At 72.8% G+C, this 12,052-nt stretch carries 8 protein-coding genes; 5 read left to right on the top strand and 3 right to left on the bottom strand.

The window, feature by feature from the left end:
* Window positions 1-13 precede the first annotated feature (13 nt).
* On the bottom strand, window positions 14-235 hold the full coding sequence (locus tag JOM49_RS25455) for an MbtH family protein (RefSeq protein ID WP_209666752.1): 222 nt from the start codon (window positions 233-235) through the stop codon (window positions 14-16).
* 23 nt (window positions 236-258) lie between these two features.
* Window positions 259-1,272 (bottom strand): 2,3-diaminopropionate biosynthesis protein SbnA, encoded by a 1,014-nt coding sequence (gene sbnA, locus JOM49_RS25450; RefSeq protein ID WP_282773612.1) that lies wholly within the window; start codon window positions 1,270-1,272, stop codon window positions 259-261.
* A gap of 184 nt (window positions 1,273-1,456) precedes the next feature.
* Here sbnA and JOM49_RS25445 point away from each other — a divergent pair, with 184 nt between their 5' ends.
* The 5 genes from JOM49_RS25445 (at window position 1,457) to JOM49_RS25425 (ending at window position 10,208) form a co-directional block, all read left to right on the top strand.
* Window positions 1,457-1,717 (top strand): acyl carrier protein, encoded by a 261-nt coding sequence (locus JOM49_RS25445; protein ID WP_209666750.1) that lies wholly within the window; start codon window positions 1,457-1,459, stop codon window positions 1,715-1,717.
* Window positions 1,714-3,447 carry an acyl-CoA dehydrogenase family protein gene (locus tag JOM49_RS25440; RefSeq protein WP_209666749.1) on the top strand — a complete coding sequence of 578 codons (1,734 nt, stop codon included), beginning with the start codon at window positions 1,714-1,716 and terminating at the stop codon, window positions 3,445-3,447. The genes JOM49_RS25445 and JOM49_RS25440 overlap by 4 nt, the downstream gene beginning before the upstream one ends.
* Window positions 3,444-5,204: a fatty acyl-AMP ligase gene (locus JOM49_RS25435; RefSeq protein WP_209666748.1), complete on the top strand. Its 1,761-nt coding sequence runs from the start codon at window positions 3,444-3,446 to the stop codon at window positions 5,202-5,204. The genes JOM49_RS25440 and JOM49_RS25435 overlap by 4 nt, the downstream gene beginning before the upstream one ends.
* A gap of 85 nt (window positions 5,205-5,289) precedes the next feature.
* Window positions 5,290-6,612, top strand: a complete 1,323-nt coding sequence (locus tag JOM49_RS25430) for a hypothetical protein (protein WP_209666747.1) — start codon at window positions 5,290-5,292, stop codon at window positions 6,610-6,612.
* A 101-nt stretch (window positions 6,613-6,713) separates the two neighbouring features.
* Window positions 6,714-10,208 (top strand): amino acid adenylation domain-containing protein, encoded by a 3,495-nt coding sequence (locus tag JOM49_RS25425; protein WP_209666746.1) that lies wholly within the window; start codon window positions 6,714-6,716, stop codon window positions 10,206-10,208.
* 50 nt (window positions 10,209-10,258) lie between these two features.
* Here JOM49_RS25425 and JOM49_RS25420 read toward each other — a convergent pair whose 3' ends face one another.
* Window positions 10,259-12,040, bottom strand: coding sequence for an AfsR/SARP family transcriptional regulator (locus JOM49_RS25420; RefSeq protein WP_209666745.1), 1,782 nt, complete (start codon window positions 12,038-12,040; stop codon window positions 10,259-10,261).
* Window positions 12,041-12,052: the final 12 nt, after the last annotated feature.

Raw genomic sequence — 12,052 nt, 5'->3', positions numbered from 1 at the left:
CCCGGCTCCCGGCTCAGCCGGCGCTCTGCGGCTGACCGGCGTCCATCCGGCGGCGCAGGCTCAGCGGACGCAGATCGGTCCAGACCTCGCCGATCCGGGACAGGCAGTGCTCCCGGCTGCCGGCGGTGCCCTCCGCGGTCCAGCCCGCGGGCAGGTCGCGGCCGGCGTCCCAGATCGAGTACTGCTCTTCGTGGTTGTACACGACGAGATAGGTGCGGTCGTCGCCATCAGGCATGGTCTCTCCTCGGTTCGGTGCGGTCAGACGCCGGACAGGTCCCTGGACGCCCAGAGGTGGGCGACCTCGCCGAAGTTGGCGGTCACCCAGGCGTCGGAGAAGATGGTGTCGAGGTAGCGGTCCCCGCCGTCGGCGAAGACCAGCACGCAGTGCGCGCCGTCCGGGATGCGCGGCGACAGCTCCTCCAGCGCGGCGACCACCGCCCCGGAGGAACCGCCCGCCAGCACCGCCTCGCGGCGCAGCAGCCTGCGGCAGGCCACCACACTGTCCAGATCGGACACGTGCACCACCTCGTCGATCAGCGAGGGATCGGTCAGCGGCGGCACCACCGACGCGCCGTGCCCCGGCAGCAGGCGGGGCCCGGCCTCCCTGCCGAAGATCACGCTGCCGGTGGCGTCCACGCCGATCACCCTGGTCGCCATGCCGGTGGCCCGGATGTGGTCGGCGCAGCCGCGCAGCGTGCCGAAGGTGCTCGCCGACGCGAACAGGAAGTCCACCCGGCCGCCGAGCTCGGCGGCGATCTCCGCCATGGTCTCGTGGTGCGCCGCCGGGTTGAGCGGGTTGGTGTACTGGTTGGGCCAGAACGCGTGCGGCACGGTCGCGGCCAGCTCCCGCACGCGCGCCAGCCGGGCAGGCAGGTACTCACCGCTCGCCCGGTCGGGCTCGGTGATCACCTCCACCTCGGCCTGGTAGGCCGCGAGCAGGGCCAGGTTGCGCGAGGTGGTGCGCGCGTCGACCACGCAGACGAAGCGGAGGTCGAAGTAGCGGCAGACCTGGGCCAGGCCGATGGCGAGGTTGCCGGAGCTGGACTCCACCACCACCGAGCGGCCGGGCACCAGCTCCCCGGACTCCAGCGGGCCGCGGAGCATGGCGTAGGCCGTGCGGTCCTTGATGCTGCCGCCGGGGTTCGACCGCTCCAGCTTGGCGAACACCCGGCCCCCGAAACCGGGCAGCAGGTTGCGCAACTCCACCAGCGGGGTCCGGCCGATGGCGGCGAGGATCCCGGGCGGTGCGCTGCCGGGCGATCCAGGTGACACAGCTCCCCCAGTGGGTCGGGTGCCCGGCCAGTGCCACCGGCCGGCGAACGGGAGCGAGCCTCGCAGCGGGCGCCATACCCGGGCCATCTCCGCACCCGCGCGCCGGTATCCGCGGAATATGGCGCGGTGGCGGAGGGTGCGCTCAGCGCGGTCACGCCTACCCGCGCGGGACGAGGAGACGGCCATGTCCGAACAGACCGCGACCACCCCGGCGGAGCTGCGCGCGTTCGTCGTCGACCACGTGGCCAGGACCACCGGGGTCCCGGCCGCCGACGTCGACGCCGCGCAGCCGATCGCCGCGCTCGGCGTCGACTCGGTGCACGCGATCGACCTGGTGGTGGCCTGCGAGCGGTTCCTCGGCCGCCCGGTGCCCGACGACCTGCTGTGGCGGGCGCTGTCCATCGACGCGATGGTCGAACAGCTCACCGCCGGGCCTCGCGGATGACCAGCACCCGGCCCCGGCTCGACGCCCGGTCCGCGGCGCGGACCGCCGAAGACCTCGAACGGTTCCTCGGCGACCCGCGCGAACCGGGCAGCCGGATCTCCTTCCGCACCCAGCTCCACCACGACGAACGGGACGAGCCCGCGCCGGACGCGTTCGCCGCGCTCCGGGAATGGGGTCTGCACCGGTACTTCGTGCCCGAGGCGGACGGCGGCGGGTTCCGCGACATCGACGAGCTGTTCACCCTCTTCCGGGTGCTCTCGCGGCGGGACATGACGCCCGCGCTCAGCCTGGCCGCCACCTTCCTCGCCTGCCTGCCGACCTGGGGCTGGGGTTCGGCCTCGCAGCGCGCCCGAGTCGCCGAGCTGGTGGGTTCCGGCGCGCTGGGCACGTTCGGGCTCTCCGAACCCGACCACGGCTGCGACGTCACCGCCGCCGAGCTGACCGCCGAACCGCACGGGGACGGCTATCTGCTCTCGGGCACCAAATGGCCGGTCGGCAACGGCACGCGCGGCGCCTTCGCGACGATCTTCGCCAGGACCGGCGCCGCCGGACCGCGCGGATTTTCGGCTTTCCTGGTGGAAAAGGCGGCACTCGACCCCGCGCGGTGGTCACCGGAGCACCGGGCGCTCACGCTCGGCCTGCGCGGCGCCGACGTCAGCGGGATCAACTTCGACCGCTGCCCGGTGCCGGCGTCCGCGTTGATCGGGCTGCGCGGGCACGGGCTCGACGAGGCGATCAAAACCCTGCAGCTGAGCCGGGTCCTGGTCACCGGCATGTGCCTGGGCGCGGCCGACACCGGGTTGCGCGTCACCCTCGACCACATTCGCAGCCGCGTGCTCTACGGGCGGACCGTGCACGAACTGCCGGTGATCCGCGAGCAGGTGCTCGCCGCCTACGCCGACCTGCTGATCGCCGACTGCGTCACGGCACCGGCCAACCGCGCCTTCTCGGTGGCCCCGGAACGGCAGAGCCTGTGGTCGTCGGTGACCAAGTACCTGGTCCCGATGCTCACCGACGACGCGCTCGGCGGCCTCAGCGCGGTGCTCGCCGCGCGGCACTACCTGCGGGAAGGTGTCGCCGACGGGATGTTCCAGAAGTTGTTGCGGGACAACCGGATCGTCAGCGTCTTCGAGGGGACGTCCCAGGTCCACCAGCACGTGGTCGCCACGCAGCTGCCGTCGCTGCTCACCGGGCGGGACCCGGAGCACGAGCTGCTGTCGCCGTTGTTCTCCAGGACCGAGGCACCCGTCGGCTGGGATCTGCGGTTCGACCGGTTCCAGCTGTCCAACGGCGGCGCCGACGAGATCACCCGGTGCCGGCCGGCCGAGCTGGACGGGACCGGTCCGGCGTGGGCGAGCCTGCGCGTGCTGGCCGGGAGCCTCGACCGCGCCCGGAGCCGCCTGCACCAGGAAGCGACCGGACTGCTGCGTGCCGAGCGCACACTGACCTCCACCGCCCGCGGGTTCGGCCTCGCCCGGCGGCACTGCCTGCTGCACGCCGCCGCCTGCTGCCTGCACACCCTGCTGGCGAACCGCGGCAGCGGTTTCCTCGGCGAGCCGGAATGGGCCGTGCTGTGCCTTCAGCGCATCCTCACCCGGCTCGGCGCCGAACAGTTCCTCGATCCGGCCTGCGTTCCGGTGGTCGAAGCGGAAATGCTGCGCTGCTGGCGCGAAGGCGCCCTGTTCTCCCTCACCCCACTGGCCATCGCCGACCCACGGGAGCCCCGGTGAAAACGCTGACCGCCGCCATCCACGAGCACGCCACCGCGGCACCCGCCGACGAAGCGGCGATCTACGTCCCGGACCGCCCCGGCTCGGGCACCGAGACCGTGCTGACCTACGGGGAACTCGACCTCCGCGCCTGCGCGGTCGCGGAGGGGCTGCGGGAACGGTATCCGGCCGCCACGCGCGTCCTGCTGCTGTACCCGGCGGGCACCGAATTCCTCGTCGGGTTCACCGGGTGCCTCTACGCCGGGATGCTGCCGGTCCCCGCTCCCCTGCCGGCGGCGAACAACGCCGGGCAGCTGGCGCGCCTCGACCGGATCATCGCCGTCGCGGAGCCGTCCGCCGTGCTCACCGACGCCGCACACCTGGACCGGCTGACCGGCGAACTCGCGCACACCGGCCTGGCCGTCGCCGCCACCGACGGGGACACCGGCAGTGACACCCACGGCGGCCCGGCGGACTGGCAGCCGCCCGAGGCCACCCCCGAAACCCCGGCCTTCCTCCAGTTCACCTCGGGTTCGACCACCGATCCGAAGGGCGTGGTGATCTCGCACGCCAATCTGGAGAGCAACCTCGCGCTGATGAAGAAGACCTTCGCCCTGCCCGAGCACCCGCGGCTGGCGAGCTGGCTGCCGCACTACCACGACATGGGCCTGATCGTGGTCCTGCTGATGGCGCTGCGGTACGGCGGCCGGGCGTCGATCATGTCCCCGACCGGGTTCCTCCGGGATCCGTTCCGCTGGCTGGAAATCATCGACAAGCACGGCGTGCACCTGAGCCCCGCGCCGAACTTCGCCTACGACCTGTGCGTCCGCCGGGTCGACGCGGACCGGGCCCGCGAACTGGACCTGTCCCGCTGGCGGGTGGCGATCAACGGCGCGGAACCGGTGCAGCGCGCCACCATGGCGGCCTTCCAGGAGCGGTTCGGGCCCGCCGGGCTCGGTGCGCACGTCCAGTGCCCGTGCTACGGCATGGCCGAGGTGGGCGTGTTCATCACCGGCACCCCCGCGGGCACCCCGGCGACCGGGCTGGAGGTGGCCGCCGAAGCGTTGGAGCGCAACGAGTTCGTCCCGTCGGCCGGGAACGGACCGGTTCGTTCGTTGATGAGCAGCGGGGTGACCCCGCCTGGTTTCGGCACGCTGGTGGTCGATCCGGATACGCGGGAACCGTTGCCGGACGGGAGGATCGGTGAGATCTGGCTGCGCGGCCCGAGCGTGGGCCTCGGTTACTGGCAGGACCCGGAAACCACCGCGGCGACCTTCGGCGGGCGCACCGCGGACGGCCGCGGCCCGTACCTGCGCACCGGGGATCTCGGCGTGCTCACCGGGGATCGCCTGTACCTCACCGGCAGGCTCAAGGAACTGATCATCATCCACGGCCGCAACCTGTACCCGCACGACCTGGAGCACCACCTGCGGTCCCTGCACCCGGCGCTGGCCGACGGCCTCACCGCGGCGTTCGCCGTGCCCTGCCAGGGCACCGAGCGGATCGTGGTGGTGCACGAAGCCAAAGCGGGCGACCGGGAACTGCTCGCCGAACTCGGTACCGCGGTGAAAGCGGGGCTGTCCGCGTTCGCCGACGCGAGCGTGGCCAATGTGGCTTTCGTCGGCCGGGGCGGGATTCGCCGTAGCACGAGCGGGAAGATTCGTCGACGGTACATGCGGCAATTGTTTATGACCGCGGAGTTGGGTGCGCACTGGGAAGACCTGGAACCGGCGGTGCGCATTCTCTACCGGATCAGAGCAGAGCAGACCGCCCGCTGATTCCCGTAAACTCCTGAATCCCGACCCGTTGTGAATCGCGGCCGAAAACAGGCCTGAGGCGGATGGCGACGAATCAGGAGTGGGCATGTCCGAGCAGGGGGAAATCGCGCGCGCAGCCGCGCGCGTGCGGACGGTGGGCGAACTGGCCGCGGTGCTGAACCGGGTACGGCGTGGCAACCGGGCCGCGGACGGGCGCGAGCTGACCTACCGGGATCTGGCCGCGGTGACCGGGATCCCGCACACCACCATCGGGACCTACCTCTCCGGCAAGGTGCTCGCCCCCGCCGACCGCTTCGACCTGCTCATCACCGCGCTCGGCGCGCCGCCCGCCCTGTCGCAGGCGCTGGCCACGGCCCGTGACCGGGTGGCGGACCAGCGCCTCGGCACCCGCGCCGCCGGCGAGCCGGACCGGAGCGGTTCGGCGCTGAGCGCGGTCGCGCACCAGTCGCTCGGCATCGCGGACCTCCTCGCGGGCGGCGCCGGTGACGACACGCTGGGCTGGCTGGAACACCAGATCCGGCGCTGCTCGGTGGACTACTCGCGGTTGCCTGCCGAGGAGATCGTGCCCGACCTGATCAAGCTCCACCGCACCGTGCTCGGCCTGCTGAACGTGCACATGGGCCGGGAGCAGTCACGAAGACTTTTCTTCTGCTGCGGGCTTTCCGGTTACCTGCTGGCGAGCGCGAGCCACGACCGGATGGACTGGGTGACCGCCGGGCGGCAGGCCGAGGCCGCACTGGTGTTCGCCGACCGCGCCGGGAACAGCGACCTGCGCGCGCTGATCCACAACATCCAGTCGCTGAGCCACATGCTGCGCGGCAGGCCCGCCGCGGCCCTCCGGTACGCGTCGGCGGGGGTGACGGCGGCGAAAAGCGGCGGGATGTCGGTACTTCTCCCCTTGCGCGAAGCGCGCGCATTTGCTTTGCTGCGACGCACCGATGACGCTTATCGCGTGTTGCGCACCGTGGAACGCGTGCGCGAGCGCGCCGTTCCCAGTGATTTCGACGAAGCGCTCGGCTACACCGAGGAAAACGCCGAACAGACGTATCTGGGCTTTCTGGCGGAAGCCTTCGCCGCATTACCGCCGTCGAAGGAATCGCTGCCCGCGGCCGAACGGCACGCACGCAACGCCGTCGACGCCTATCCCGATCCCCGTGACTGCGTCTGGGCCGCCGACCGCGCGGCGATCTCGCACCTGCTCCTCGCCACCGCGCAGGCGCACCAGGACCGGCTCGACGCGGTGGAGCCCGCGGTGGAGCCGGTTCTGGCGCTGCCGCGCTGGCGGCGCAACGCGGATCTGCGCCACGCGGCCGGAAACCTGCGCTCGGCGGTCCGCTCCGGTGGCACGCGTGATCCGCGCCGCGTCCGCCTCTCCCGCACTCTCGCCGATTTCTCGGGCGACGCCTGAACTCCCATACTCGGGTGCCTAGCCGGCCGGTGGCCGCGATATGGAGCGGATAGGGCTGCCGCTGCGACGATCGCACGGACCACCCGACGATCGGAGGGCAAATGCGCAGCCCCGAACCAGCGACCGTGCCCGGCTTGATCACCGGTGCCACGCCGGGCGCCATCGCCTTGGTGACCGGCCACGGTGAACTGACCTACGCCGAGCTGGGGACGCGGACCGCGACGGCCGCGCGCCACCTGGCCGCCCGCGGGGCCGGGCCGGGCACGAGAGTCGCGGTGAGGGTGCCGCACGGGCCGGATCTGGTCCTCGCGCTGCTGGCGGTATGGCGAACCGGTGGCGTCGTCGACCCGGCGGCGGACCTGGTGCTCACCGCGGCGGATCTGGAACGTTCGCCCGAGCCGAACGCGCCATCGGCCGGGGCCGTCGGAGCGCGTGCCGGCGATCTGGCCGTCGAACCCGCGCTCACCCATCGCAGGCTGGCCGACCGGGCCCGCTGGGCGGCTCGGCGGCAGGGCCTGACCGGGCACGACCGGGTCCTCCACACCACCACTGACGGCGCGCACTGGGAGCTGTTCGCCCCGCTCTCGGTCGGCGCGGCCGTCGTTTTCCCCGGCGCACAAGGCATCGTGCGCGCGATCACCGAGCACGGCGTGACCGTCCTCCACGCCCGAGCGAAGGACCTGCCGCCGCTGCTGGCCGATCCGGAGTGGGCTCGTTGCCATTCCCTCCGGCTGCTCTACAGCGAAGGCGAACCGCTGTCGATCGATCTGCTCAACCTCGCGCGCGGCCACGGTTCCGGCGCGCCCTCCGTGCTCGACCTCTTCGAACGCCGCGCCGGCGAGACGCCGGACGCGATCGCCGTCGACTGCGCGGGGGTCACCACCTCGTACCGCGAACTCGACGCGCTCGCCAACGGCATCGGCCTGCGCCTGCGCGAAGCCGGGGTCTCCGCCGGCGACGCGGTCGGCGTGCTCGCCGACCGCGGGCCGCTGCTGTCCGCGGCGATGCTCGGGGCGTGGAAGGCGGGCGCCGCCTACGTGCCGATCGATCCGTCCTACCCCGCCGAGCGCATCGCCCACATGCTCGCCGACGCGAAGGCGGCCGTCGCGGTCACCACCAGCCGCTACGCGAGCAGGTTCACCACGCACACGGTCCTCGCCGACGACGCCGGAACCAGCACCACCGCGCCAGTCCGCGACCGCGACCTGGCCGCGCCCGCCTACGTCATCTACACCTCCGGCTCCACGGGCAGGCCGAAAGGCGTGCGGGTCAACCACCACGGCCTGGTCAACCACATCTCCTGGGCCGCGGCGAGCCTCGCCGCGCGCGGTGACGGTGGCGCGCCGGTGTTCTCCTCGGTCGCCTTCGACCTGGTGCAGCCCAACCTGTGGGCCCCGCTGGTCTGCGGCCAGCGGGTCTGGTTCCTGCCGCAGGACACCCCGCTCGACCAGCTCGGCCCGGTGCTCGCCGACGCGGCGCCGTTCAGCTTCGTCAAGCTCACCCCCAGCCATCTCGACGTACTCGCCGCGACGCTCACCCCGGCTCGAGCCGCCCGGATCGCGCCGGTTCTCGTGGTCGCCGGGGAACCGCTGAGCGCCCGCACGGTCCGCGCGTGGCGCGCGCTCGCGCCGGACACCCAGCTGATCAACGAATACGGCCCGACCGAGGCCACCGTCGGCAGCACGATCTGGCCGGTGCCGGAGGAACCGGCCGCCGAGGTGCTGCCCATCGGCGCACCGCTGCCCGCGATGACCTCCTACGTGCTCGACGACCGGATGCGCCCGGTGCCGGTCGGTGTCGCCGGCGAGCTGTTCGTCGGCGGGCTCGGCGTGGCCGACGGGTACGCGGGCAGCGCCGAGCTGACCGCCCAGCGGTTCGTGCCCGACCCGTTCTCCGCCCGGACCGGCACGCGCCTCTACCGGACCGGGGATCTGGCGCGGTGGACCGGCGACGGCGTGCTCGAATTCCTCGGCCGCCAGGACGACCAGGTGAAGATCCGCGGCCATCGGGTGGAGCCCGGTGAAGTCGCCGCCGTACTCGCCGAACACCCCGACGTCGCCGACGCCGCGGTGCTGGCGGTGCCCGGCGACCACGGCTTCTACCTGGTCGGTTACGTGGTGCCCGCGACCTCGGCGAGTCAGCCGAAGGGCTGGCTCACCACCTACTGCGCCACCCGCCTGCCCGACTACCTGGTGCCGGCCGACGTCGTCGAGCTGGACGCGCTTCCGCTCAACGCCAACGGAAAGCTCGACCGCGCCCGGCTGCCCGTGCCGGACCGGACCACCGCGGCGTTCGAGGAGCCGGAAACGCCCACCGAAGCGGTGCTGGCCGGGATCTGGGCCAGGGTGCTCGACCTCGACCAGGTGGGGCGCCAGGACGGGTTCTTCGCCCTCGGCGGCCATTCGATCCTGCTGATCCGGGTGATCGCCGAGACCAACGCGGCCGGGCTGGCGGTGTCGCTGTTCACCTTCTTCGAAAACGACACCCTCGCCGCGGTCGCCGCGGCGATCGACGCCACCGCCCCGTCCGCGCCCACAGTGCCCACAGTGCCCACCGTGGCGCCCGGGGGCCATGACCTCACCCGCCTGGTTTCCGAAGCGCTGGAAGAGTTCCCGGTGCCGGGCGTCTGCCTCGGCATCATCGACGGCGGGGAAATCGTGGAGGTGCGGGGATTCGGCTCGGCGGGAGCGGACACGCTGTTCACCGTCGGCTCGGTCAGCAAGTGCGTCACCGCGCTCGGCGTGCTGCGGCTCGTCGACGAAGGCGTGCTCGACCTCGACACCGACGTCAACGAGTACCTGCGCGAGTGGTCCGTGCCCGCGACACCCGGCCTGCCGCCGGTGACCCCGCGCCTGCTGCTGAGCCATCGGACCGGCCTCACCAGGGAGCTGCCGCAGGGCTACCGCCCCGGTGAGCTCATGCCGACCGTCGCCGACCTGCTGCACGGCCGGCCGCCTGCCGAAGGCGAACCGATCCGGCGCGAACGCGTGCTCGGCGGCGGGGTGTACTACTCCGGCACCAACTACCTCGTGCTCCAGCAACTGGTGGAGGACGTGACCGGCAAGCCGCTGGCCGAGTCCGTGCGTGAACTGGTGCTGGCGCCGTTGCGCCTCGAGAGCAGCGGCTTCGAGCGTGACCTGCCTCAGCGAACCGCGCTGCCCGTCGCGCGCGGCCACGACCGCGAGGGTGTGCCCCTCGACTGCGGCTGGCTGGACCGGCCCGACGCCGGCTCCGCCGGGTTCTGGACCACCGGCACCGATCTCGCCACCCTCGTCGGCGAGATCCGGCGCGGCTACCTCGGCCGCCCCGGTGCCCTGCTGTCCCGGCCACTGGCCACCGAGATGCTCACCGCGCCCGAGCGCAGTTCGTTCGGCCTCGGCGTGGTCACCGAACAGGTCGGCGGGGACCTCCAGTTCGGCCACGGCGGTTCGCCGGTGGGCTACTACGCCGGGATCGCCTGCCGCGTCCGGCAGGGCACCGGGCTGGCCCTGCTCGCCGATTCCGACCTCGGCAAGCAGCTGTTCTACCGGGTGATGGCCCGCATGAACTGGGATTTCCCCTACGACGCTCCCCGGGACGAACTCGCCGCGAGATAAGGGAAACACGCCCGCCGGGCCAGCGCACCGGCGGGCGTTTCCCGGCCGGCTCAGCCGGTCGCGACCCTGGCGGCCGGGATCAGCGGGATGGCGTCCCTGGCGACCACCCGGACCAGCTCGTGGAAGTGGTAGCGGACGGCCTGCCCGTCCGGCGAGCAGTTCACTTCGAGCAGCCGGGCGTCGAGCAGGTTCTCCACGAGGTCGTGCGCGGAAGCCACCGGCACGCCCAGCGCGCTGGCGGCGGTGTCGACGGAGAATCCGGGCGCGTCGATGCCACCGAGCACGCGGAACGCCGAGCGGCTCTCCTCGTCGACGCCGAGCAGGGTGCGCTCGATGGCGCCACGGACTTCCAGATCCGCCTGGCGGAGTTCGTCCAGCCTGCGGTCCGGGAGCCGGAGCCGCTCGGCGAGCACGGCGAGGCGCCAGTGCGGTTTGGCCACCAGCCGCCCGCCCGCGATCCGCACGGCGAGCGGCAGCCCACCGCAGTAGCGCACGATGTCCCGCGCGACGCCGGCTTCGGCCTCGACCCGGGCGGCACCGATGACCTTCTCCAGGAACCGCACGGCCGGTTCGGTGTCCAGCACGCCGAGGTCCACCACCGGCACGCCCTCGATGGCGGCGAGCCGGGTGCGGCTGGTCACCAGGGCCCCGCAGCGCGGGGTGTCCGGCAGCAACGGGCGGATCTGCTGCTCGTCGGCCACGTTGTCGAGCACGACGAGCACCCGTCTGTCCACCAGCACCGCCCGGTAGCGCCGCACGCGCTCGTCCAGGCCGTCCGGTACGCCGGACACCCCGCCCTCCAGCGCGGCCAGCAGGTCACCGAGCAGCTCGAACGAGCTGCGTTCACCCGCTTCGACGTACACCTGCCCGTCCGGGTACTCCTCCCGCAGCCGGTGCGCGGCGTGCATCGCCAGCGCGGACTTGCCGACCCCGGCCATTCCGGCGACCACGCAGCCGACCCGCCTGCCCAGCTGGGTGTCGGCGGGCCGCAGCAGGTCGAGGATCCGGCCGAGTTCGGTTTCGCGGCCGGTGAAGTCGGCCAGATCCGGGGGCAGCCAGGCGCCCAGCCGTGGCTGGGCCTCGGCGGGTGTCTCGGGGACCGGGTGCGCCAGCAGGATGTGCTGGTGCAGGTCACGCAGTTCGGGACCGGGGCCGATGCCGAGCTCCTCGGCCAGCAGGTGCCGGTAGCTCTGGTAGGACGCCAGCGCGTCCGCCTGCCGCCCGCTGCCGGCCAGTGCCTGCATCAGCTGCCCGCGCAGCCGTTCCCGCAACGGGTGCGCGGTGACCAGCCCGGCCAGTTCCGGCACCAGCTCGGCCGGGCGGCCGAGTGCGAGGTCGGCCTCGATGCGGTCCTCCAGCACCGACATCCGCGCCTCCTCCAGCGCCGGTCGCCGGGCGGCGCTGAGCGGTTCGGTCACCCCGGTCAGGCACGGCATCCGCCACCTCGCGAGCGCCTCGCGCAGGCTCGCCGCGGCCTCGGTCCAGCGCCCGCTCTCCGCCTCTTCCCGGCCGCGGGCGGCCAACCGCTCGAACTCGGCCAGGTCGAGGCGCCCGGGTTCGATCTGCAGCAGGTAGCCGGGCAGCTGCCTGCTGATCGGCACGCCCGGCCCGAGCCGCTGCCGCAGCCTCGAGACGTAGGTCTGGATCTGCGCCGCGGCGGTCGCCGGCGGCTGGTCCCCCCACAGCATTTCGGCGATGTGCCCGTCGGAGACCACGCGGTTGCGCGCGAGCAGCAGCACCGCGAGCACGGTCCGCATCTTGCACGCGCTGAGCTCGACCACGCGGTTCGCGTCGTCACGCACTTCGACGGGCCCCAGCAGCTGAAACCTCATACGGGTCGGTTC

Origin of the sequence: Amycolatopsis magusensis (assembly GCF_017875555.1) — a bacterium.
Taxonomy (GTDB): Bacteria; Actinomycetota; Actinomycetes; order Mycobacteriales; family Pseudonocardiaceae; genus Amycolatopsis; species Amycolatopsis magusensis.
The sequence above is the reverse complement of the archived record's forward strand: the minus strand, read 5'-3'. Positions and strand labels throughout refer to the sequence as shown.

Coding starts and splice junctions, on each gene's coding strand:
- JOM49_RS25445 (WP_209666750.1), top strand. CDS start 1,457: ATGTCCGAACAGACCGCGACCACCCCGGCGGAGCTGCGCGCGTTCGTC.
- JOM49_RS25430 (WP_209666747.1), top strand. CDS start 5,290: ATGTCCGAGCAGGGGGAAATCGCGCGCGCAGCCGCGCGCGTGCGGACG.
- JOM49_RS25440 (WP_209666749.1), top strand. CDS start 1,714: ATGACCAGCACCCGGCCCCGGCTCGACGCCCGGTCCGCGGCGCGGACC.
- JOM49_RS25455 (WP_209666752.1), bottom strand. CDS start 235: ATGCCTGATGGCGACGACCGCACCTATCTCGTCGTGTACAACCACGAA.
- JOM49_RS25420 (WP_209666745.1), bottom strand. CDS start 12,040: ATGAGGTTTCAGCTGCTGGGGCCCGTCGAAGTGCGTGACGACGCGAAC.
- JOM49_RS25425 (WP_209666746.1), top strand. CDS start 6,714: ATGCGCAGCCCCGAACCAGCGACCGTGCCCGGCTTGATCACCGGTGCC.